This window comes from [Clostridium] celerecrescens 18A, from assembly GCF_002797975.1.
Classification (GTDB): Bacteria; Bacillota; Clostridia; order Lachnospirales; family Lachnospiraceae; genus Lacrimispora; species Lacrimispora celerecrescens.
Genome location: NZ_PGET01000001.1, coordinates 3,795,958 through 3,819,538 on the forward strand (window position 1 = coordinate 3,795,958; position 23,581 = coordinate 3,819,538).

At 46.0% G+C, this 23,581-nt stretch carries 15 protein-coding genes and 3 rRNA genes; 7 read left to right on the top strand and 11 right to left on the bottom strand.

Features of this window, described 5'->3' with window-relative positions; genetic code table 11:
• Positions 1-14 precede the first annotated feature (14 nt).
• The 5 genes from H171_RS17250 to H171_RS17270 form a co-directional block, all read right to left on the bottom strand.
• Positions 15-509 (bottom strand): low molecular weight protein-tyrosine-phosphatase, encoded by a 495-nt coding sequence (locus H171_RS17250; RefSeq protein ID WP_100306235.1) that lies wholly within the window; start codon positions 507-509, stop codon positions 15-17.
• Positions 510-770: 261 nt separating this feature from the next.
• Positions 771-3,660: ribosomal RNA gene (locus H171_RS17255) — 23S ribosomal RNA — on the bottom strand.
• Positions 3,661-4,124: 464 nt separating this feature from the next.
• Positions 4,125-4,242, bottom strand: a 5S ribosomal RNA gene (rrf, locus tag H171_RS17260).
• Between the two features lie 198 nt (positions 4,243-4,440).
• Positions 4,441-5,972 (bottom strand): 16S ribosomal RNA (locus H171_RS17265).
• Together the 16S, 23S and 5S rRNA genes form the textbook arrangement of a ribosomal RNA operon.
• A 481-nt stretch (positions 5,973-6,453) precedes the next feature.
• Positions 6,454-8,022, bottom strand: a complete 1,569-nt coding sequence (locus tag H171_RS17270; RefSeq protein WP_100306236.1) for a plasmid pRiA4b ORF-3 family protein — start codon at positions 8,020-8,022, stop codon at positions 6,454-6,456.
• A 386-nt stretch (positions 8,023-8,408) separates the two neighbouring features.
• On the opposite strand from H171_RS17270, the gene H171_RS17280 reads away from it, so the two are divergent.
• The 5 genes from H171_RS17280 (at position 8,409) to phoU (ending at position 12,722) form a co-directional block, all read left to right on the top strand.
• The gene (locus H171_RS17280) at positions 8,409-9,329 is read left to right on the top strand and encodes a phosphate ABC transporter substrate-binding protein (protein WP_100306238.1); all 921 of its coding nucleotides are present in this window, start codon (positions 8,409-8,411) and stop codon (positions 9,327-9,329) included.
• 97 nt (positions 9,330-9,426) lie between these two features.
• The gene (gene pstC / locus H171_RS17285) at positions 9,427-10,365 is read left to right on the top strand and encodes a phosphate ABC transporter permease subunit PstC (protein WP_100306239.1); all 939 of its coding nucleotides are present in this window, start codon (positions 9,427-9,429) and stop codon (positions 10,363-10,365) included.
• A complete protein-coding gene (pstA, locus tag H171_RS17290; RefSeq protein WP_100306240.1) occupies positions 10,355-11,263 on the top strand; it encodes a phosphate ABC transporter permease PstA in 909 nt (302 codons plus the stop codon). The genes pstC and pstA overlap by 11 nt, the downstream gene beginning before the upstream one ends.
• Positions 11,260-12,024 carry a phosphate ABC transporter ATP-binding protein PstB gene (pstB, locus tag H171_RS17295; protein WP_100306241.1) on the top strand — a complete coding sequence of 255 codons (765 nt, stop codon included), beginning with the start codon at positions 11,260-11,262 and terminating at the stop codon, positions 12,022-12,024. Before pstA ends, pstB begins: the two co-directional genes overlap by 4 nt.
• 35 nt (positions 12,025-12,059) lie before the next feature.
• Positions 12,060-12,722: a phosphate signaling complex protein PhoU gene (gene phoU, locus H171_RS17300; RefSeq protein ID WP_092240753.1), complete on the top strand. Its 663-nt coding sequence runs from the start codon at positions 12,060-12,062 to the stop codon at positions 12,720-12,722.
• Between the two features lie 192 nt (positions 12,723-12,914).
• On the opposite strand, the gene nagA is transcribed toward phoU, so the two are convergent.
• The 5 genes from nagA to H171_RS17325 all read right to left on the bottom strand — a co-directional run bounded on the left by nagA (position 12,915) and on the right by H171_RS17325 (position 19,864).
• Complete coding sequence (gene nagA / locus H171_RS17305) at positions 12,915-14,054, bottom strand: N-acetylglucosamine-6-phosphate deacetylase (protein WP_100306242.1); 1,140 nt, start codon at positions 14,052-14,054, stop codon at positions 12,915-12,917.
• Positions 14,055-14,234: 180 nt separating this feature from the next.
• Entirely contained in the window at positions 14,235-16,499 is a 2,265-nt protein-coding gene (locus H171_RS17310; protein ID WP_100306243.1) for a sensor histidine kinase, read from the bottom strand.
• The gene (locus H171_RS17315) at positions 16,471-17,184 is read right to left on the bottom strand and encodes a response regulator transcription factor (RefSeq protein ID WP_025231087.1); all 714 of its coding nucleotides are present in this window, start codon (positions 17,182-17,184) and stop codon (positions 16,471-16,473) included. The genes H171_RS17310 and H171_RS17315 overlap by 29 nt, the downstream gene beginning before the upstream one ends.
• Before the next feature lie 379 nt (positions 17,185-17,563).
• A complete protein-coding gene (locus H171_RS17320) occupies positions 17,564-18,508 on the bottom strand; it encodes a 3'-5' exoribonuclease YhaM family protein (RefSeq protein ID WP_100306244.1) in 945 nt (314 codons plus the stop codon).
• Positions 18,509-18,556: 48 nt separating this feature from the next.
• Positions 18,557-19,864 (bottom strand): S1C family serine protease, encoded by a 1,308-nt coding sequence (locus H171_RS17325; protein WP_100306245.1) that lies wholly within the window; start codon positions 19,862-19,864, stop codon positions 18,557-18,559.
• A 259-nt stretch (positions 19,865-20,123) separates the two neighbouring features.
• Between H171_RS17325 and H171_RS17330 the strand changes: the two genes are divergently transcribed.
• Positions 20,124-22,514 (top strand): endonuclease MutS2, encoded by a 2,391-nt coding sequence (locus tag H171_RS17330; RefSeq protein ID WP_100306246.1) that lies wholly within the window; start codon positions 20,124-20,126, stop codon positions 22,512-22,514.
• An 89-nt stretch (positions 22,515-22,603) separates the two neighbouring features.
• Positions 22,604-23,314, top strand: coding sequence for a response regulator transcription factor (locus tag H171_RS17335; RefSeq protein ID WP_100043492.1), 711 nt, complete (start codon positions 22,604-22,606; stop codon positions 23,312-23,314).
• Positions 23,315-23,408: 94 nt separating this feature from the next.
• On the opposite strand, the gene H171_RS24205 is transcribed toward H171_RS17335, so the two are convergent.
• Positions 23,409-23,573 (bottom strand): hypothetical protein, encoded by a 165-nt coding sequence (locus tag H171_RS24205; protein WP_157803180.1) that lies wholly within the window; start codon positions 23,571-23,573, stop codon positions 23,409-23,411.
• Positions 23,574-23,581: the final 8 nt, after the last annotated feature.

Here is a 23,581-nt window from a genome sequence, read left to right on the forward strand (position 1 = left end):
ATAACACTCCCTTACTAACTGTAACTCCCTTCCGTTTCCTGCTCCAAAACATAGGTCAGGAGCGCTTTGCATCCTTCATATACATCATCATAGGTACGGTTAAAATCCCCGGTATACCACGGGTCTGCAATATCCCTTGGATCACAGGAGAAGTCCAAAAGCCGCCTTACCTTTCCTTCCGGGTCACCGCCTAGGATTCTAAGCATATTTGTCACATTCCGCTGTTCCATACCAATGAGGTAGTCGTATTTATCATAATCCTTCCTGGATAACTGCACCGCATACTTTCCATCTGTAGAAATCCCATATTCCCTAAGCTTCTTTCTTGTCCCAGGATGCACCGGATTCCCGATCTCTTCGGTACTTGTAGCTGCTGAGGCTACATAGAATCGATTGCCTAAGTGCTCCTTTTCTATCATATCCTTCATAACAAATTCCGCCATGGGAGATCTGCATATATTTCCAAGGCAGACCATTAATATGCGGATGACATCTTGTCCTCTCTTCATCGTATGCATTTCCTCAATCCTTTAACAGTTTATAAAGTTTAAATACTATCTTAATTTACCCCGGAATTCCTTTTGATGCAATACTATCTTGTATATATTATTTATATATTTTATTTTTTAAGAACAAAAAAGCGCAAATCCATTCCTGGATTTACGCATTAAAATTCTGTGCTATGCATCATAACCTGCTGCATATACCCTCAAAACCACACATTGTTACATATCTATCTTCATCCGTTCTTTCCTCTTACCTAAACCAACCTGGTTAAGCCCTCGACCTATTAGTGACAGTCAGCTGCACATGTTGCCATGCTTCCACCTCTGCCCTATCTACCTCGTCGTCTTCAAGGGGTCTTACTCTTGCGATGGGATATCTCATCTTGAGGGGGGCTTCACGCTTAGATGCCTTCAGCGTTTATCCCTTCCCGACTTGGCTACTCTGCCATGGCTTTGATAGCCAACAGATACACCAGAGGTCAGTCCATCCCGGTCCTCTCGTACTAAGGACAGCTCCTCTCAAATATCCTACGCCCACGCCGGATAGGGACCGAACTGTCTCACGACGTTCTGAACCCAGCTCGCGTACCGCTTTAATGGGCGAACAGCCCAACCCTTGGGACCTACTACAGCCCCAGGATGCGATGAGCCGACATCGAGGTGCCAAACCACTCCGTCGATGTGAACTCTTGGGAGTGATAAGCCTGTTATCCCCAGGGTAGCTTTTATCCGTTGAGCGATGGCAATCCCACTTTATACCACCGGATCACTAAGTCCTAGTTTCCTACCTGCTCCACCCGTCGGTGTCGCAGTCAAGCTCCCTTATGCCTTTGCACTCTTCGAATGGTTTCCGTCCATTCTGAGGGAACCTTTGAGCGCCTCCGATACCCTTTCGGAGGCGACCGCCCCAGTCAAACTCCCCGCCTGACATTGTCCCCCAGCCAGGTCATGGCTGCAGGTTAGAAATCCAATACCGCAAGGGTGGTATCCCAACATCGGCTCTGATAAGACTGGCGTCCTATCTTCACTGCCTCCCACCTATCCTGTACATGCAGTACCGAATCCCAGTATCAAGCTGGAGTAAAGCTCCATGGGGTCTTTCCGTCCTGGCGCAGGTAACCAGCATCTTCACTGGTACTTCAATTTCACCGGGTGCATTGTTGAGACAGCGCTCAAATCATTACGCCTTTCGTGCGGGTCGGAACTTACCCGACAAGGAATTTCGCTACCTTAGGACCGTTATAGTTACGGCCGCCGTTTACTGGGGCTTAAATTCAGAGCTTCGCGTTGCCGCTAACCCCTCCTCGTAACCTTCCAGCACCGGGCAGGCGTCAGCCCATATACCTCACCTTTCGGTTTTGCATAGACCTGTGTTTTTGCTAAACAGTTGCTTGAGCCTATTCTCTGCGGCCTGGTTTCCCAGGCACCCCTTATCCCGAAGTTACGGGGTCATTTTGCCGAGTTCCTTAACAATGCTTCTCCCGCCGGCCTTAGGATTCTCTCCTCATCCACCTGTGTCGGTTTACGGTACGGGCACATATCACACAATAGCGGCTTTTCTTGACAGCCCCTACGAAGACTTCCCTACTTGTGTTCGGTACGCGTCACACCTTCCTGTTGCTGGGTGGATTTTCCATTCCAGCCAGTCCAGTGCTTGCCCCGGTCTTTTCATTCCCGGGTTCTTCTTCGGTTCTGTGTCCCCACAGTTCTGATGATATGCGGTACAGGAATTTCAACCTGTTGTCCATCGACTACGTCTTTCGACCTCGCCTTAGGCCCCGACTTACCCAGAGCAGATCAGCTTTACTCTGGAAACCTTAGATATTCGGCCTGGAGGATTCTCACCTCCATCTCGCTACTCATTCCGGCATTCTCTCTTCTTAACACTCCACATCTCCTTACGGTAATGCTTCTGTGCGTTAAGAATGCTCCTCTACCAATGTATTTACATACATTCCACAGCTTCGGTGTCGTGTTTTAGCCCCGGACATTTTCGGCGCAGGACCTCTCGACTAGTGAGCTATTACGCACTCTTTGAATGTGTGGCTGCTTCTAAGCCAACATCCTAGTTGTCTGTGAAATCCCACATCCTTTTCCACTTAACACGCACTTTGGGACCTTAGCTGGTGGTCTGGGCTCTTTCCCTTTTGACTACCCAACTTATCTCGTGCAGTCTGACTCCCGTACATCATCTGGCCGGCATTCGGAGTTTGATATTCTTTGGTAAGCTTTGACGCCCCCTAGGAAATTCAGTGCTCTACCTCCGGCAGACTAATACGAGGCTAGCCCTAAAGCTATTTCGAGGAGAACCAGCTATCTCCGGGTTCGATTGGAATTTCTCCCCTACCCACACCTCATCGCCACCCTTTTCAACGGATGTGCGTTCGGTCCTCCATTTCCTTTTACGGAAACTTCAACCTGGACATGGGTAGATCACCCGGTTTCGGGTCTACCTTTACTGACTTAACGCCCTATTAAGACTTGGTTTCCCTTCGGCTCCGCACCTTAAGTGCTTAACCTTGCCAGTAACGGTAACTCGCCGGACCGTTCTACAAAAAGTACGCGGTTCCACCTTTAACGTGGTTCCACAGCTTGTAAACACAGGGTTTCAGGTTCTCTTTCACTCCCCTCCCGGGGTCCTTTTCACCTTTCCTTCACAGTACTATGCGCTATCGGTCACTAAGTAGTATTTAGCCTTGGGGGGTGGTCCCCCCGAATTCCCACAAGGTTTCTCGTGTCTCGTGGTACTTTGGATCCTGCTCGCTGACTATTGCTTTCCCATACAAGGCTTTCACTTTCTATGGCCGGTCTTTCCAGGACCGTTCTGGTAACAAATCGTCTCACTTATTGCAGTCCATAACCCCAGTATGCACGCATACTGGTTTAGGCTCCTTCCATTTCGCTCGCCGCTACTTTGGAAATCGAGTTTTCTTTCTTTTCCTCCGGGTACTTAGATGTTTCAGTTCCCCGGGTTCCCGACGTATGGCTATGGATTCACCATACGACAACTGAGGTTTACTCAGCTGGGTTTCCCCATTCAGATATCTCCGGATCAAAGGATATTTGCTCCTCCCCGAAGCTTTTCGCAGCTTATCACGTCTTTCATCGGCTCTTAGTGCCAAGGCATCCACCCTGCGCTCTTATTAGCTTAACCAATTCGATGTTCACCTGCGGGTGCGGGCTACTAATCTAAGATACATAGCGTTGTATCTCTGGTCTTAGGTTTGTTATTTCACCGTACGTTACGGTTACTTTAACGAGTTTTGTTTGGTTACATCTTGCGATGTAACACCTCGGATGTCTTGATTATGTTTTTATACTTTGACATATAAAAACTAATCTAGATATATTTCAATATGTGGTTTTCAAGGTACATACAAGACGTCATCAGAAACATTAAATGCTTTCCTTTGGCATCATCTGACTGAAGTTTATCAGTCATTCGCTTGCTCGATGGACTCGAACCCACGAATCACTGGTAAAAACCAGCTATATAAAACAGCACTGCCCTGCTGAATCAGGTTAACACATTCTTTAACACAGGCTTCGCTTTTCCCTCCGCCCATTGGAACATGTCCGTTCTATATAAAACACTCATTTGAGTGATTTTTTTAAGTAATCTGGCACCCACCTGCTCTCCCATGCCGTCTCCAGCATAGTACCATCGGCCGCTTAAGTCTTAACCATCGTGTTCGGGATGGGAACGGGTGTCTCCCCTAAGCGCATCGGCACCAGAAATTTCGTGTCTTACTAGTAATGCGTGCACAACGGAATGGAAATGTGTGTTGAAAGCTTGCTTTCATAAGCACATTTGTATTCTGTTGTATAAGCGGCGCAGCCGCGACCGGGCGAACTTGTTCGCAAGGTTACACATTACGGAACTTTGAAACATAAGACTCAACAGTATATAAAACCCTTACTTCTTCTTCCTTAGAAAGGAGGTGATCCAGCCGCACCTTCCGATACGGCTACCTTGTTACGACTTCACCCCAGTTATCAGTCCCGCCTTCGGCAGCTCCCTCCTTACGGTTGGGTCACTGACTTCGGGCGTTACCAACTCCCATGGTGTGACGGGCGGTGTGTACAAGACCCGGGAACGTATTCACCGCGGCATTCTGATCCGCGATTACTAGCGATTCCAGCTTCATGTAGTCGAGTTGCAGACTACAATCCGAACTGAGACGTTATTTTTGGGGTTTGCTCCAGATCGCTCCTTTGCCTCCCTTTGTTTACGCCATTGTAGCACGTGTGTAGCCCAAATCATAAGGGGCATGATGATTTGACGTCATCCCCACCTTCCTCCAGGTTATCCCTGGCAGTCTCCCCAGAGTGCCCAACTTGACTTGCTGGCTACTAAGGATAAGGGTTGCGCTCGTTGCGGGACTTAACCCAACATCTCACGACACGAGCTGACGACAACCATGCACCACCTGTCTGGAATGCCCCGAAGGGAAGGGATCGTTACATCCCGGTCATTCCGATGTCAAGACTTGGTAAGGTTCTTCGCGTTGCTTCGAATTAAACCACATGCTCCACCGCTTGTGCGGGTCCCCGTCAATTCCTTTGAGTTTCATTCTTGCGAACGTACTCCCCAGGTGGAATACTTATTGCGTTAGCGGCGGCACCGAAGAGCTTTGCTCCCCAACACCTAGTATTCATCGTTTACGGCGTGGACTACCAGGGTATCTAATCCTGTTTGCTCCCCACGCTTTCGAGCCTCAACGTCAGTTACAGTCCAGTAAGCCGCCTTCGCCACTGGTGTTCCTCCTAATATCTACGCATTTCACCGCTACACTAGGAATTCCACTTACCTCTCCTGCACTCTAGCACCACAGTTTCCAAAGCAGTCCCGGGGTTGAGCCCCGGGCTTTCACTCCAGACTTGCAGTGCCGTCTACGCTCCCTTTACACCCAGTAAATCCGGATAACGCTTGCCCCCTACGTATTACCGCGGCTGCTGGCACGTAGTTAGCCGGGGCTTCTTAGTCAGGTACCGTCATTTTCTTCCCTGCTGATAGAGCTTTACATACCGAAATACTTCTTCACTCACGCGGCGTCGCTGGATCAGGGTTTCCCCCATTGTCCAATATTCCCCACTGCTGCCTCCCGTAGGAGTTTGGGCCGTGTCTCAGTCCCAATGTGGCCGGTCACCCTCTCAGGTCGGCTACTGATCGTCGGCTTGGTGGGCCGTTACCTCACCAACTACCTAATCAGACGCGGGTCCATCTCATACCACCGGAGTTTTTCACACCGTACCATGCGGCACTGTGTGCTTATGCGGTATTAGCAGTCGTTTCCAACTGTTATCCCCCTGTATGAGGCAGGTTACCCACGCGTTACTCACCCGTCCGCCGCTCAGTCAATTTCAATTCCGTCCGAAAACTTCCTTGAAATCGCTTCGCTCGACTTGCATGTGTTAAGCACGCCGCCAGCGTTCATCCTGAGCCAGGATCGAACTCTCAAATTAAAGGTGTTCAATCCGGGGTCAAAATCAACTAACTAGCTAATTTATTTCCCGTTTTACTTGTTGTTTGGTTCGTATACAATTGCTTGTATTCGTTCTGAAATTTTCTCATTCAAAGCCATCAAACATGACTTGTTTTATTAGAATTTTCAGGGTTTTACATACTGTTCAATCTTCTGTTTTCAAAGTGCTTTATTTCGTGTCGCTGTCTCAGCAGCAACTTTTATAGGATATCATAACCGGTTGTTCTTGTCAACCATTTTTTTGCTTTTCTTCAAAACTTTTTCATCGCTCATCGATGTGTTTTAGAAGAAGTTTTGCCGCCGTTTTCAGCGGCGAGTTATATCATACCAAAGCATCTGACAAAAGTCAACAATTATTTTGAATTATTTTGTTTTTCTGAAAAAACAAAATTTTCACGACATTTAATATAATAAAAACGGGGTTCCGCCTCAGAAAAAGGCGGAACCCCTGGCTAGGATATCTAACTTCTTTTACCACAGCATTTTTTATATTTTTTTCCGCTTCCGCAGGAACAAGGATCATTGGGATAGATTTTCGGAGGGTTCTTACGCTGGGCAGATGCTGTCTCCAGACCCTTCATTACCATTTCATATGGCTTGTGACCTCTGTTTAACACCATCCTGGTATGGTTCCATACATCTGTGATAATGCTTGTGAACCCTTCCAAATGCTCTTCCGATTCAAAAATGATCCCAGCAGCCTCTATTCCTTCCACAACCTCCTGAAGCTGTTCGCCCGTACTGATCTCCGCCTGCACCTGGCGCAGTAAATATGGAACCCTCTCATCAGGAACGTTCATTTCATCCGTCAGGAATTTGCTCAGCAGACCTAATTCTCCAGTCATTAAAAAGCCCTCATGATCCGCCATGAAACGGATTTCCATCTGGGTTGGGATATAATAAGGAACTTTTTTCTGCATCTGCAGAAATTCTTCAACACCATTCTGCTCTGCCAGGGCTCCATCCACAAAGTTTCCATCAAGGAATTTGACCAAAGGACGGTATGATTGGAGAAGTTCATAGGCTTGTAACAGTTCTTCCAATGAAAGCTTCTTATCTTCATATTTATTAAAAGTTTCCAACAGAACCTGTGGCGGAGTGACGGCATACAGGGAATTTGCCGCGCAGAGATAGTCTCCGATACTACTAAGGCGTTCACGCTCTTCCTTAAATTCCGGTGTATTTACCGCTTTATATGCTTTTAATACTTCTTCTGCAACCATAAAATGATTGTCAGGTCCTGCAGTTACATAACCTCCTGCGTAAAGAAAGTCCATTTCTTCTAATTCAAAGGATGGTACCTGTAAATCATCTGATGCCAATTGCTCAAATAAATTTATTTCTGAATTACGGGCGCAAAGGAAATAGCTGCTCATTACCTTCGGATCGAGAATATGAGCGATCGTCCGTTCCACAAGTTCTTCCTTTTTAAATTTGGAAAGCCCGTTCATACCATGTCGTTTTGCAATCTCAAGGATGCTGCCTTTATCATAACAATCATAAATTTCTGCTATATGAACTTCTTCCGATGCAGCATCAGAACTCTGGTCCATACGTTTATTGACAGCAGACATGTCATATTCTTTCAGATCATTTGAATCCGATTCCAGAAGTTCATAATACCCGGCGATGCCTCCGCAGTTTTCCGGAACGCAATCTCCTTTGAATTTTATAACCTGTCCACAGCTTTCCTTATAATCAGAAATAACATCTTCTACCTGAATGTTAAATTCCCAGTTTTTGTCGATGCCATAGGTATATGTAAATTTGCCGGTACCGGACACCAGGCTGTCAATTATTTCATTACTTAAAAGGTATTGAAATTTTGGGGACCAATTCTCTTTACCCGGAACTATACGAACCCCTTCAGAACGGAATTCAAATTCATACAGGTGCTCAGCGGACCAGCAGAATGCTGTCTGTATCATTTGGTGCAGCTTTCCAAAGGTAATCCCCTCCGGTATCAGAACCCTTCTCCAAATCGGCGGCTTGCTGCCTTTGATCGTGACTTTCAGTTGATATGCTCCCATGAAAACGCCCTCCTGTCTTGTATCCTTTGTATCCGTTCTTAAATTACGGAATAATATTTATATTTCTACTATAAAATAAGCGCACGTTCCAATTTACCATATTTTCTCCCATTCTGTCCAGTCCATCCCGTTAATTTTTGCAAACGAAAGGCTGTTTTTTGTAATTATGACAGCTTTTTTAATTCTGTCTTTGTTTCTTAGCCATAATAAAGGAATTTCATTCTCCCATTCTGCAGATACTGCTAATAAGAAAAAAGAGCACTGGAATGCTTTACACAACATTTACATTTTCTATACTAAAATATGATATCAGAAAAGTTTTACGGCTGATATACTCCATAATGTAAGCGATAGCAATTTTAAAGAGAAAAGAGGAGAAAGTAAATATGAAAAAAAATTTTATTAAGACTCTTGCATTAGCTGGAATGGCAGTTCTTACAATGGGAACTTTAGCTGGCTGCGGCAGTAACAATGCTGAGACACAGGCTCCTGATACTAAAACCGAGGCTGGTACTACAGGTGGGACAACCGCAAACGAGACAACCGCAAAAGAAGACACGGCTTCTAATTTAAAGGGTTCTATCAGTATGGTCGGTTCTACCTCTATGGAGAAATTCGCAACCGCTTTAAGTGAAGTTTTTATGGAAAAATATCCAAGCGTTACCGTACAGGCCGAATTTGTAGGTTCTGGCGCAGGAATCGAAGCAGTTACCAATGGTTCTGCGGATATCGGCAACTCCTCCCGTAACTTAAAGGATGAAGAAAAAGCAAAAGGTGTTGCTGAAAATATCGTTGCAATCGACGGTATAGCCGTCGTCTCTGATCCGGCCAATACCGTTGACAATTTAACAAAAGACCAGTTGATCAACATTTACAACGGAACAACTACCAACTGGAAGGAATTAGGCGGTGCTGATCAGCCGATCGTTGTGATTGGACGTGAGGCAGGATCCGGTACAAGAACTGCCTTTGAAGAACTTTTAAAGCTGGAAGATGCTTGCAAATACAGCAATGAGCTGGACAGCACCGGCGCAGTCATGGCAAAAGCCGCTTCCACTCCAGGCTCCATTGGCTATGTTTCCCTGGACGTTCTTGATGATACCGTCAAGACCATGAAGCTGGAAAGCACAGAACCAACTCCAGAAAACATCAAGGCAGGTTCCTACTTCTTAAGCCGTCCATTCGTTATGGCTACCAAAGGAGAGATATCTGAGCAGAGTGATCTGGTGAAGGCATTATTTGACTATATCTATTCTGATGAAGGAAAAGATTTAGTGAAAGCCGTTGGTTTAATCCCCGCTAACTAATTGAAAAGAAATTCTTCTTATACTGCCTAACGATAATATTTACAGGGGACGCAGCCGGATGATTAAGCTACGTCCCCGTTTTGAAAGGAGCTGTTATATGCGACCAAAGTCATATTCCATATTTGGTGGCCACGGAAGTAAATCAGGTGTTGAGCATGCTGCAGAAGTAATCTTTACTGTCTGCGGCTTCTTTGCCGTTTTGGCTGTGGCCTCTATCAGTTTGTACATGATCATAAGTGGCACGCCGGCACTTTTTAAGGTGGGGATTCTGGATATTCTGTTCGGAACCATCTGGATGCCGGCGGCCGCTACACCAAGCTTTGGTATCCTCTATGTCATTTTGACCTCTATCATAGGAACTGCTCTGGCAATTCTGATCGGTGTTCCCATTGGCGTTATGACAGCCGTTTTCCTGGCTGAAGTAGCCCCTGAAAGGCTAACCAACATCGTGCGTCCGGCAGTAGAGCTGTTAGCAGGCATTCCTTCCGTTATTTATGGTTTGCTTGGCATCTTGATTTTAAACCCTTTGATGTATAAACTGGAGTTAAGAATATTTGCAGGCTCCACCACCCACCAGTTTACCGGAGGTGCGAATCTGATCTCCGCTGTTTTAGTGCTGGCCTTAATGATTCTTCCTACGGTTATCAACATCAGCGAATCAGCGCTCCGTGCTGTTCCGCAGCACCTTAGGAGTGCCTCCCTGGCTCTTGGAGCTACTAAGATCCAGACGATTTTCAATGCAGTCCTTCCGGCAGCAAAGTCCGGTATCATTACGGCAATTGTCCTTGGAACAGGCCGGGCCATCGGCGAAGCAATGGCCATCAGCCTGGTGTCCGGAAGTTCGGTAAATATGCCTCTCCCCTTTAATTCGGTCCGTTTCCTTACTACTGCGATCGTATCAGAGATGTCTTATTCCGCCGGGCTCCACAAACAGGTGCTTTTTACGATAGGTCTTGTCCTGTTTGCTTTTATTATGTTCATTAACATTACACTTAACAACCTGTTAAAGAAAGGAGAGAACAGCCATGACAAATGATATGGTTATTCCTGTTCAAAAAAATTCTGCAGTAACACATAGCATTTATAACCGGAAAAACCGGATCTCCGATTCTTTCTTAACGGTTCTTATTTACTTATGCGCTTCCATCTCCATTATGGTCCTGATCGGAATCATGGGCTATGTGTTTGTTCGCGGCATACCCGAAATCAGCCTGGAATTTCTTACCACTGTGCCAAGTACTATTAAAGGAACCTTTGGTATCGTCGGAAATATTGTAAACACCTTATATGTGGTTGTTATCACACTGTTAATCGCCACTCCCATGGGCGTTGGCGCAGCCATTTACTTAAACGAATATGCAAAGGGTGGAAAGGTGGTACGAATTATCGAATTTACCACAGAGACCCTGGCTGGTATCCCCTCCATTATCTTCGGACTCTTTGGTTATGTATTTTTCGGGAATACCCTGGGTCTTGGCTACTCCATCCTCACCGGTGCTTTAACCTTATCCATCATGGTTCTTCCTCTTATTACCAGAACCACTCAGGAAGCCTTAAAAACCGTTCCGGAAAGCTACCGCTCTGGTGCCCTGGGTATCGGTGCAACCAAATGGTACATGATCCGGACCATCCTGCTTCCCAGCGCCATGCCAGGCATTGTGACAGGAATCATCCTGGCCATCGGCCGAATCGTGGGGGAATCCGCTGCCCTTCTCTTTACGGCAGGAAGCGGCTACCTTCTTCCAAAGGACTTCCTCGGGAAAATATTTGAATCGGGCGGGACCCTGACGATTCAGTTGTACTTATGCATGCAAAAGGCCAAATACGGCCAGGCCTTCGGAATTGCCGTTGTCCTTCTGGTCATCGTACTGGCAATAAATGGACTTGCAAAATATCTCTCTCATAAATTCAATACGGAGGTAAAAGAATCGTGAATACCAATACAGTAAAAATTTCAACCAATCATTTAAATCTATATTACGGAACAAATCACGCTCTAAAAGATGTAAATTTAAATCTCTTTACAAATAAAATTACGGCTTTTATCGGCCCTTCCGGATGCGGAAAATCTACCTATTTAAAAACACTAAACCGAATGAATGATCTGGTTCCAAGCGTAAAAATAGAAGGGGAGGTTTTTTTAGATGAAGAAAACATTTATGATCCCCGGGTCGACACCACTCTTTTACGCAAAAAAATCGGTATGGTATTTCAGCAGCCAAACCCGTTTCCAATGAGTATCTATGACAATGTAGCTTACGGTCCAAGAATCCATGGTATAAAGAATAAATCCGAACTTGACGATATAGTGGAAAGAAGCTTAAAAGGAGCCGCTCTCTGGGATGAGGTATCTGACCGTTTAAAAAAATCAGCCCTCGGCCTATCCGGCGGCCAGCAGCAGCGCCTTTGTATCGCCCGCGCCCTGGCAGTTGAGCCGGAGGTACTGCTTATGGATGAGCCCACCTCGGCCTTAGACCCTATCTCAACCCTGAAAATCGAAGACCTGATGGATGAGCTGAAAGAAAAGTACACGGTTGCAATCGTTACCCACAACATGCAGCAGGCAACCCGAATCGCAGATTATACCGCCTTTTTCCTTGTGGGAGAGGTGGTGGAATATGCTCCCACAACCGAGCTATTCAGTGCCCCTAAGGACAAAAGAACCGAAGACTATATCACAGGACGCTTCGGCTGATCCATTTTATATAGAACAATAAAGGAGAACAAACAATGACTACGAGAGTTAATTATGAGCATGAGTTAAGCCTTTTAAACCATGACATAAAAGAAATGGGGCGAATGGTTGAAACCTCCATCGAACAGTGCTTTGTGGCATTTGAAGACCAGGATTTTGAAAAAGCAGAGGATATCATAAAAGGAGACCGTACCATCAACGACTTAGAGCGTTCCATCGAGGCCCGCTGCCTCTCCATCATCTTACGCCAGCAGCCTGTTGCCGGAGACTTAAGAGTCGTTTCCAGCGCCCTAAAAGTAGTTACGGACTTAGAGCGTATCGGCGATCATGCTTCCGATATCGCCGAACTCATCCTACGCATAAAAGGCGAACACGTTTACCATGTAGTCCGCCACATCCCATCCATGGCCTCCGCCGCCCGCGAAATGGTCCGCTGCTCCATCGAAGCCTTTATCAACCAGGATTTGGAGACCGCAAAGCAAATTGAGAAGCAGGATGATGTGGTTGATGAATTATTCGATAAGGTGAAGAATGATGTAGTTGATTTATTAAAGCATTCCAACGAGCACATCGATCAGTGCATTGATCTGTTAATGGTAGCAAAATATTTAGAGCGCATTGGAGATCACGCAGTAAATGTTTGTGAATGGACAGAGTTTTCAAAGACCGGAGCTTTGAAGAATGTACGGATATTGTAAATCTACGAGCAGTGCGTCCACAAAAGTAAAAGAGCCCAAAAGAATGCCAGCATTCTTTTGGGCTCTTTTACTTTTATGGACATACGGCGACAGCCGTCAAGCGAGAAGGAGCGCAGCGGATTCGAGCTTGAGCACTGCGGACTCGCGGGCCACACAATCAAACCCAATCTTTACTCCCTCCATCTCTCTTAACTACAACATCGCCCCACCTCTACAATAAGTCTGTACTACTTCATAGTCATCCCGAAGAACAACAAAATCCGCATCATAACCCGCAACCAGTTTCCCCTTCCTATCATCAACTCCCAGGCACTTAGCCGGATTAACCGTACAGGAATTCAATGCCGAATCAAAAGGCACCATAGCCTCTTCCACCAGAATCTTCAGCCCCATATTCGACTTAAGCGTACTACCCGATATCGTATCCGTCCCCTTTAAATATGCAAGGCCATTCTCCCTAATCTCAATGCTATGTCCCCCCAGCTGAAAATCCATACCAACAGGGCAATGCTTTGGACAAAGGGAATCCGTAATCATAATCGCATGATCTCTTCCCTTAATCGCATAATAATTATTAAGCGCTGCCAAATGAGAATGGCACCCATCACAAATGATCTCGCCATAAATATCCCTCACCCGAAACGCAGCTCCTACCAGCCCCGGATCCCTGTGATGATAAGGTGTCATGCCATTATACACATGAGTCATAGAAGTCGCCCCATTTGCGATCCCCATAAGCGCCTGCTCATAGGTAGCAGACGAGTGCCCCATGCTAACCACCACTCCGGTATCCTTACAATACCTTGTCAGGGTGAATCCCTCATCATGCTCCGGCGCAAGGGTAATATATTTGATCATACCCTTAGCCGCTTCCTGATACTCTTTAAACTGCTCAACAGAGGCAGAAGCAATAGCCTCCGGCGGCTGGGCTCCTTTATATTTCATATCTAGATAAGGCCCTTCAAAATGGATTCCCAGAATCTCTGCCCCTTCATATCCGCCTTCCACCACAGCTGCCACATTTGCAACTGCCTTTGTCAGCACATCCGGCATCTGGGTCACAGTAGTCGGAAGGATAGAAGTCACACCCTCCTCCGGTATCCGTCTCATCCATTCCCGTAATCCTTCCGGTTCTCCATCGTTGGTATCATAACCATAAGCTCCATGGGTATGAATATCAATAAATCCCGGAACAATCCTGTCATCCCCGTAATCCTGATCTGCCGCCATCTCACCATAACCAAGAACTGCCTTAATCTTTTCATCTTCCACCTGTAGCTGTGCCGGGATGAACTGTCCAGCAATCCAGACCCGTCTGCTCTGTATTATCATAACCGTAACCTCTCTTTCCTAATTTTCTCCCCAGCTTGCGAATGTAATGAAATATTCGAAGAGTATCTCGCACGAATAACCTCACCCACCGCTACACTGGTACGTTTACCTATAGTATAAACAGTTCCTCCCATGTTTTCAAGAAGTTTAGGAATCGTTTCCTCCTTTTGTATGAAGCAATTAATCCTCAGAAATTGGCCACCGGATAATCACCCGGAATAAATCTGCCTCCACTTCAATTTGAAGCCTGCCGTTCTGCAGCTCCACAAAGCTTTTCGCAATTGCCATTCCAAGACCGGAGCCCTCCGTATTCCGTGCCTGGTCTCCTCTGACAAACCGTTCGGTTATTTCATCCGGATTAAAAGTAAGCTCTGCAGCCGAAACATTCTTTAATGTAGTGACCACATAACCGCCTTCCTTCTTCATATCAATATAAGCCCGGGTATTTGGCATTGCATATTTTATAATATTTGTCAACAAATTATCAAATATCCGATAAGTCTTCTGGCTGTCCAAAGGCAAAACGATCTTTTCATCCGGCAGGTTCCACCTGAAATCAATGGTAGATTCTTCAATTATATCACTAAGTTCCAGGCTCACCTCCTTTAACAGACTGACAATATCCACATCCTCTAAATTCAGAGTCACATTATTGCTGTTCGCCTTGCTGATTTCAAACAAGTCCTCAATAAGTGCTTTCAAACGCATCGACTTCTGTTCCAGAATGTCAATATAAGCCCTCCTCTGCTCCGGTGTCACACGATCATCCCGCAGTAAGTTTACATAAGTAATAATAGCCGTCAAAGGAGTTTTCAGATCATGTGACATATTGCTGATCAAATCAGTCTTAAGCTTCTGGCTTTTCACCTCTTCCCCCACAGCAACCTTGAATCCGCTTTGTATCTTCTGTATCTCCTTCTTAAATGGCTCAAACACGCTTAAGTCTTCTTCTATGGCAACCTCTAAATTTCCCTCGGCAATCTGGTTTGTCGCCCTTAATAAAATTTGGTATTTGTCACTTAAATCCCTATAGTATTTCCTCATCACAATAAACAAAATAATAGAATAAAGGATCAAAGCACCGATTCCAAAAAACCAAAGGCTGCAAAGAACAGACAAAATGATAAAGTTCACTCCCACAATCCGGAAAATAGTCCGGTCCGACCGTTCCTGCAGGTTAATATTCCCTACAAACAGATAAACTTTACGGCAAAGGTTTTTCATCCATTGCCAAAACCAGCCGCACAGGGTCCGTTCGTAAAGGTAACGCTTCAGTCCAATGTGTATGACGTCACGCACACATAAAACCGCCCAGTAGACGATTGCAAAGGGAATGGACCACCACATTAAATTCCAAAGCTTTATCATAATCCCTGCCACCAAAGGCAGGAAATTGGCCCTCATAAGAGCGTCATACAAATCTCCCCGGTTCGTTATCGCCACAAGATTGGTAAGTCCGGTTCCGAATAATACGGCACCGCAGCCGACTCCTGCGACGATCTCAAAAGGCGTTCGTAAAATCCTACTGTACTCTGGTAAATCCGGGTCAAAACAGGAAAAGAAAAAGGCTGCTATCGCTACGGCGCAGATCAGACCCAGAAAGATCCTGGAAACGCTGCCCGAATAATTATAAGCACTCCAGACGGTTTCTCTTTCCTCTTCATATTCAGCAATCTGCTGAGCCCTCATTCCATAAGCAAAGGTAACATTTCTTGGATTTTTCAGCTTTAAATCTGTCTCGTATCGATACTGATCCCAATAGCAATCACTCATGGGGTCCTTATTCCCCAGGGTTCCAAGGGTATTTAACAGCCTGACCGTGTTATCTCCACTTACAGCCCCGGTTTCCATCCGCCCAAGGTCATCATAGCGAAGCATTGCCTTGAACTTATATTCATCGCTCTTTCCTATGGAACGGCCTCCCGCATGATCTGTCAAAACTCTGCCGCTCTCATCAAGAATCTGATAATCCATATAATTTCTAATGCCGTTAAAATTCCGGCTCCAGGATTCGTATTCCTGGATACAGCTTTGGCGCAGATCCCTTAAATACTCATTGCGATCCTCCTGGACTGGCGATTCATGAAATTCTTCCCCTGCAGCAGTGATGGTATCCTCTCCTGATATAACCTCCGTATCTCCTTCCAAAGCTGCCGTCTGGCCGTTCATACTGTTCCTTAATTCTTCCTCTGCCAGAGGGAAATAAAACTGGAAGGGAGAAATAATGCTGCCCTGTTCATACTGAGCCTGCTCCAGATAAAGCACATAATTGCCCAGTACCAAATGGTTAAGGAACGCATCCTGTTCATAAACAGGTTCCTCGTATCTGGCCGATTCATTTTTAAAAAACGGATAAAGCCCCACCATGACAGATGCAGCCGATAAAATAACGATCACCGCCAGAAGTATGCTGATCCTATGCCTGTTTTTCAATTTTATATCCAACTCCCCACACCACCTTTAAATATTTCGGCTCCTTCGGGTTGATCTCGATCTTTTCTCTGATTTTCCTTACATGAACCATGATCGTATCCGTGTTAATGGCCCGTTCATTCCAGACCCGCTCATAAATCTCTTCTGCGGAGAACACCCTTCCCGGATTTTTCATAAGAAGAGCCAGTATCTTAAATTCAATGGGAGTCAGTTTCGCCGGTTTTTCGTCAACGGTCACTTCCACCGTATCCTCATTAAGCTCCAGTCCGCCGATGGAATAAACATTGCTTTTCTCCCTCTGCTCCTTTGCTTCCAGCATATCCATATACTTTTTATAACGCCTGAGCTGGGAATTTACCCTTGCTAACAGCTCCATAGGGGTAAACGGTTTTGAAACATAATCATCGGCGCCGATATTAAGCCCCATGATTTTATCCACTTCTTCAGACTTCGCCGATAAGATGATCACAGGAAAATCATGGGTCTCTCTTAATTTTACGGTCATAGTAATGCCGTCCATCCGGGGCATCATCACATCCACAATCGCCAGATGAATCTCTTCCCGCTCCAAAACCTTAAGACCTTCCACACCATCTGCCGCCTGGAACACCTCGTATCCCTGGCTCCTTAAATATATCTCTATTCCCTCTCTGATTTCTTTATCATCCTCTACCAATAAGATGTGGTTTGCTTCCATGTTCTCTCTCCTTTCCCCTTTTCTGTCCATTCTTCCTGGACATAGAGGTCCGCCTGTAAGGCGTTTCCCATTCCTGCCCGGTTTATTTGACAAAAAGGTATCCCCACAGGGTATTACCTGATATGTGATTTGGACCTGCAGCCAGCAGCATCCCCATTTATGATACCACATTTTCACTCTTTTTACTTTAATTAAAGGATACGAGAGCAATCTTAAATGGAGGGGCACAGAAAACGAAAGAAATTCTAAAATTTCCTTCCCCTTCTTTCGTAAATATTTTACAAAAAGAAAAAGGCCCATCAGGATTACCAAAATCACTGATGTACCTTTTCTATATTATGAAAACAAAAAAATCATATTTGAATGGACATGCTTAATATTATTCGGATGTCTTTCGTAAATTGCTTTCCATCAACCGGTTATATCCCAGCCATCCGTTATTATCTCCTGCGCCCTTTAACACCTCGATCATGGTCTCCATCTTGGCATCTGTATTATCTGCAAAATTTAACGCCAGTGCCTCGATCAAAGCCGGTTTCTTCGGAGAACCGTATTCCAGCTCCCCGTGATGGGCCAGAATGCAGTGCTTCAGTTCGGAAGCCGTCTTTTCCGGAAAGCCTTCCATCGACCGGATCCTCTCTCCCACCATTTCCGTTCCAATGATGATGTGTCCCAGAAGCTGCCCGTCATCGGTATAGTCGTTTTCCGGGAATGTAGAAAGTTCCCTGGTTTTTCCGATATCATGAAACATGGCTGCAGTTATTAGCAAATCCCGGTTAATGTACGGATAGTAGCCGGCATAATAATCACACAGCTTCACAACACTTAAGGTATGCTCCAAAAGTCCGCCCACAAAGCCGTGGTGAACACTTTTTGCCGCAGAGTGGAACTGAAATGCCTTAGCAAAAGCGGCATCCTCCACAAAAAAGCTTTCCAAGAGCATTCTTAAATGAGGATTCTTAATTGTCCGGATAAAGCCCAGAAACTCCTCGTACATAAGACCGATATTCTTAGAGGAAACCGGAAGGTAATCACCGGGAACAAATTCTCCCTCATCCGCTTTCCGGATCCGCTTGATATTTAACTGGTGGGAATTCTGGAAAACGGTAACATCTGCATCTATGTATACATAATCCAGAGTTTCAAAGTTCCCGATTCCCGGAGATCCCAGATCCCAGATCTTGGCATCCACAGTTCCGGTCTTATCCTGAAGAATCAGGTTTCCATATTCTTTTCCCGATTTCGTAAGGGCAATCTGCTTATTTTTGCATAAATACACATCTGATACATGCATTCCCTCACGGAATGATTCTACATACCTCATTGTTTTCCTCCACATTCTTAACCCCAGGCAACACGGAAGCCAGGAAGATTACCTGGCTCCAATGGTTACCTGAAACTGTATCTCTTTATATTCTTCCCTTCCATTGCGAGAAACACTCACAGGAATCACATCTCCTGGATTGGAATTTTCGAGCACCGACTGAAAGTCCTTCATGGTAACAATGGTTTCCTTTCCCATGGTCCTTATGATATCGCCGCACTGGATCCCGGCATTATAGGCAGGGCTGTCTGCATTCACATCAACCACATACACCCCAAGAGGCATACCGTTGCTATTCATGACAGCGCTTACTTCCTGTCCTTTGATACCAAAGTATGGATATGACACCCCATTGCTCATTTTTCCCAGAATACTCTTATAATCGGATATGGCCATAGCTGCTGTCATATCCTTACTGCTATCATTCTTATGTTCATCCGTTACCCAGCCGATGATCTGACCTGACGTGTTCATAAGGAATGTGCCGGTCCCGGCACTTCCCTTCACATCAGAATACAGGATACGTGTCATACCATCGGTAATCTGCACATTTTTCGTTATATACGATATAAATCCATATCCAACAGAATGGACCATGCCGGCAGGGCCGCCAATGGCCACAACCAGATCCCCCTGCTTTACGGAATAGGAATTTCCCAGCTCGATAGCTTTAATCTCCTCTAACAAAGCTCTTCCAAGATCAGCCGTGGAAACGCTTACGATGGCCATTCCAGAAAGCTTATCGGTCTGCTTGATGGTTCCCTGGACTTCTGTCCCGTCGGAAAATGCCACACGAATCGCTTCCGCATCCTCCACAGCTCCATCCGGTGTCAGTACCAGAAGTTCTTGATTTGCAGTAGCTATAATCACTCCTGAAAACAGGCTGGAGTTTTCCACAGGGTTATTAAACCAGTCTGTCTGGGTTTTTACGGAATGGACCGTTACAATCCCCTTGTCCGCTTTCTGGACCAGAGTCCTAAGGCTTCCGTAAAGAGTATTTAAATCATCTACTGAAAATGGATATTTCTCCATAGCGGACTTTAAAATATCCTCAATCGGTTCTGTCTCAGCTGCAGACCCGGTCTCAACCTCGGAAGGCATAGTTTCAGGATCATCCTTTGGTATGGTCACAGGAATACTTTCACTGGTGGACCCCTTTGCAAAAAATCGCTCAGCTACAGGTCGGGATACGGCAAATGTAACAGCTGCAATAATTCCGAAAATAACAGCAGTCGCAAAAAGGCCCAAGGCCCTTTTTAACATATCCCTTTTTGACATGGGCTGTCTCACTATCTTTTCATTGATAAACTGACGGGGCTCCGTCTTTCTATCATCTGGCCCGTTATTTTCCGGCATACTAACCCTCCTTTGCAGAAGACCTAAATACTATTATAAGGTTGTTCGCCCTTTAATGCAAGAAAAACCTACATAAACAGAGACTCCATCCGGAAACCTTAGGAATAATTTCCAGAAATCCAGAAACATTATAATTATCTCCATAGGAGGAAAAACAACCTGAGGATTGCAGTTTTTGTCCCACATATGCTATACTGTAACAGATACCATCATCACCGGAACACAATGCAAAGAAAGCAGAATAAACAAGGAATAATATATGAATCAGAAAGCATTAAAAACTTTAGAATATCATAAAATCATTGCACAGCTTGCGGAATACGCTTCCAGCGATTCTGGCAAGGCGCTGTGCCGTAATCTGGTCCCATCAACGGACTACCAGGAAATCGTGAGATCCCAGAGCGAAACGACCGATGCCGCTACAAGAGTGCGCCAGAAAGGCGGCATCTCCTTTGGAGGCGTAAAAGACATCCGGCCATCCATAAAACGTCTGGACGTTGGAAGCTCTCTGGGGATTGTGGAGATTCTTTCCATCAGTTCCCTTCTTACCGCCTCAGCAAGGGCGAAAGCCTACGGACGCCATGAGGACTCAGAGCTGCCGGATGATTCACTGGAGGAATTCTTCCGGATGCTGGAACCGTTAACCCCGGTCAACACAGAAATCAAACGCTGCATCATCTCTGAAGAGGAGGTCAGCGATGACGCCAGCCCGGGACTTCATCATGTAAGGCGCTCCATGCGTTCTATTAATGATAAGATCCATACCCAGTTAAACTCCATTTTAAATTCCAACCGGACTTATCTACAGGACGCGGTGATCACCATGAGGGATGGACGTTACTGTCTCCCGGTGAAATCCGAGCATAAATCCCAGGTGTCAGGCATGGTTCACGACCAGTCCTCCACAGGTTCCACACTTTTTATCGAACCAATGGCTATCGTGAAGCTTAATAATGATTTAAGGGCCCTGGAAATCCAGGAACAGAAAGAAATCGAAATGATCCTGGCCGATTTAAGCAACCAGCTGGCTCCCTATCTCACGGAGCTGGAAACGAATTTTGAGATTCTGACCAAGCTGGATTTTATTTTTGCAAAAGCAGCCTTATCCAAACATTACAATGCAAGCGAACCGGAATTTAACACAGAGCGGATCATAAACATTAAGGATGGACGCCATCCCCTGCTTGACCCAGCTAAGGTGGTTCCCATCAGCATCCATCTGGGCCGGGACTTTGATCTGTTAATCGTAACCGGACCAAATACCGGAGGAAAAACAGTTTCCTTAAAGACAGTGGGCTTATTTACCCTTATGGGACAGTCCGGCCTTCATATACCGGCATTTGACGGCTCCCAGCTGGCGGTGTTTGATGAAGTGTTCGCAGATATCGGAGATGAACAGAGCATTGAGCAGAGTTTAAGTACTTTTTCCAGCCATATGACCAACATTGTCCAGATCCTGGGCCAGGCAGACAGCAATTCTCTCTGCCTGTTTGATGAACTTGGAGCTGGAACCGATCCAACGGAGGGAGCGGCCCTTGCCATCTCCATACTGTCATTTCTCCATAATATGAAATGCCGCACCATGGCCACCACCCACTACAGTGAGCTAAAGGTGTTCGCCCTCACAACCCCAGGCGTAGAAAATGCCTGCTGTGAATTTAACGTAGAAACCTTAAGACCTACCTACCGCCTTTTAATCGGCGTGCCGGGTAAAAGTAATGCCTTTGCCATTTCTAAAAAGCTGGGACTTCCAGATTATATTATTGAAGATGCGAAAACCAACCTTGAGGCAAAGGATGAAACCTTCGAAGACCTTTTGACCCATCTGGAACAAAACCGCGTCACCATTGAAAAGGAACGGATCCAGATCGCCTCCTATAAGCAGGAGGTAGAACAGTTGAAAGCCCGGCTGACCCAGAAGGAAGAACGGCTTGATGAACGCCGGGATCAGATGATACGGGCAGCCAAAGAGGAAGCACAGAGGATCCTCCGGGATGCCAAGGATACGGCAGACCAGACCATACGGAACATTAACAAGCTGGCCGCAGACTCCGGCGTAAGTAAGGAGCTGGAGGAACAGCGGAGCAAGTTAAGAAGCAAACTTCAGGATGTGGATTCTTCCCTTTCCCTGAAAAATGAGAAAAAGCAGCCGGGAAAGAAGATCGATCCTAAAAAACTGAAGCTGGGAGACGGTGTAAAGGTCTTAAGCATGAACTTGAACGGGACGGTAAGCTCTCTTCCCAATGCAAAAGGCGATCTGTATGTACAGATGGGAATTCTCCGTTCCCTGGTCAACCTTTCGGATTTAGAGCTTCTCCACGAGGAGTCTGTTTCCACTCCCGCCTCTGGCGGTTCCAGGAAATCAGGAAGCGGAAGCAGCTCTACACGTATGTCCAAATCCTTTACCATCTCTCCGGAGATTAACCTGATCGGAATGACAACGGATGAAGCCATCCCCCAGCTGGACAAATATTTAGACGATGCCTACCTGGCCCACCTTCCCCAGGTGCGTGTGGTACATGGCCGGGGAACGGGAGCCTTAAAAAATGCGGTGCACAAGCACTTAAAGAAGTTAAAGTATGTGAAGGAATTCCGGCTTGGTGCCTTTGGCGAAGGGGATTCCGGCGTAACCATCGTTTCATTTAAGTAAATACTCCGCAGGCAGTCATCATATGGATATGCGGGCATATTCTCCTGGCCTGCTGCCTTTGCGTGAATCATTTGAGAAAGGGGGCCATTATGGCAGAAAAACAGCGGATATTGATTGTAGACGATGACAGCAACATCGCGGAATTAATTTCCCTATATTTGTTAAAAGAATGCTATGAAACAGAAATCGTAGGCGACGGAGAGGAGGCGCTCCGGGTATTTCCTGAGTTCCGTCCCCACCTGGTGCTTTTAGATCTGATGCTTCCCGGCATGGACGGCTACCAGGTCTGCCGGGAGATGCGTTCCTCCTCCCAAGTCCCCATCATCATGCTGTCCGCCAAGGGAGAGGTCTTTGACAAGGTTCTGGGCCTGGAACTGGGCGCTGACGACTACATGATCAAACCTTTTGATTCCAAGGAACTGGTGGCCCGAGTAAAGGCCGTTTTAAGACGTTACCAGACAAACCCTGTTCCTGCCGCTCTTCATACGGATCATCAGGGCGATTATGTAGAATATCCGGACCTCATTGTTAACCTGACGAATTATTCGGTTATCTATATGGGGCATTCCATCGAGATGCCGCCCAAGGAACTGGAGCTTCTTTATTTCCTGGCAGCCTCACCAAACCAGGTGTTTACAAGAGAGCAGCTTTTGGATCACATTTGGGGATACGAATACATCGGTGATACCAGAACCGTAGATGTCCATATCAAACGGCTTCGTGAAAAAATCAAGGATCACGCAGGCTGGGCACTGACAACGGTATGGGGAATCGGATATAAATTCGAAGTAAAGAGGTAAGGCGGTGATTCGCCTGTTGACCATCACAATCCAAAAGATGGTATTGACCGCCTCTTCGTGAAATAGTTGCAAACGTTATAAAAGAAAAGGACAGCTACTCGCTGTCCTTTTCCTCGTAAACATCTCTGTTTTCTTTATATCTCAGTGTGTTTGGTCCCAGAAAATGCCCTGTTCCCCAGTGGTTGTTGAACGTATTGACTTCTTCCGCCACGTCTTCTTCAAATTCATCGTATTCATCATATTCTTTGTTTTTCTTCATGTTTATCA

Bases quoted from the DNA above. Each gene is read 5' to 3' on its own strand.
- pstC (WP_100306239.1), top strand. From the start codon at position 9,427: ATGCGACCAAAGTCATATTCCATATTTGGTGGCCACGGAAGTAAATCA.
- H171_RS17250 (WP_100306235.1), bottom strand. From the start codon at position 509: ATGAAGAGAGGACAAGATGTCATCCGCATATTAATGGTCTGCCTTGGA.
- H171_RS17280 (WP_100306238.1), top strand. From the start codon at position 8,409: ATGAAAAAAAATTTTATTAAGACTCTTGCATTAGCTGGAATGGCAGTT.
- H171_RS17335 (WP_100043492.1), top strand. From the start codon at position 22,604: ATGGCAGAAAAACAGCGGATATTGATTGTAGACGATGACAGCAACATC.
- H171_RS17320 (WP_100306244.1), bottom strand. From the start codon at position 18,508: ATGAGGTATGTAGAATCATTCCGTGAGGGAATGCATGTATCAGATGTG.
- H171_RS17325 (WP_100306245.1), bottom strand. From the start codon at position 19,864: ATGCCGGAAAATAACGGGCCAGATGATAGAAAGACGGAGCCCCGTCAG.
- pstA (WP_100306240.1), top strand. From the start codon at position 10,355: ATGACAAATGATATGGTTATTCCTGTTCAAAAAAATTCTGCAGTAACA.
- H171_RS17330 (WP_100306246.1), top strand. From the start codon at position 20,124: ATGAATCAGAAAGCATTAAAAACTTTAGAATATCATAAAATCATTGCA.
- nagA (WP_100306242.1), bottom strand. From the start codon at position 14,054: ATGATAATACAGAGCAGACGGGTCTGGATTGCTGGACAGTTCATCCCG.
- phoU (WP_092240753.1), top strand. From the start codon at position 12,060: ATGACTACGAGAGTTAATTATGAGCATGAGTTAAGCCTTTTAAACCAT.
- H171_RS17270 (WP_100306236.1), bottom strand. From the start codon at position 8,022: ATGGGAGCATATCAACTGAAAGTCACGATCAAAGGCAGCAAGCCGCCG.
- H171_RS24205 (WP_157803180.1), bottom strand. From the start codon at position 23,573: ATGAAGAAAAACAAAGAATATGATGAATACGATGAATTTGAAGAAGAC.
- H171_RS17315 (WP_025231087.1), bottom strand. From the start codon at position 17,184: ATGGAAGCAAACCACATCTTATTGGTAGAGGATGATAAAGAAATCAGA.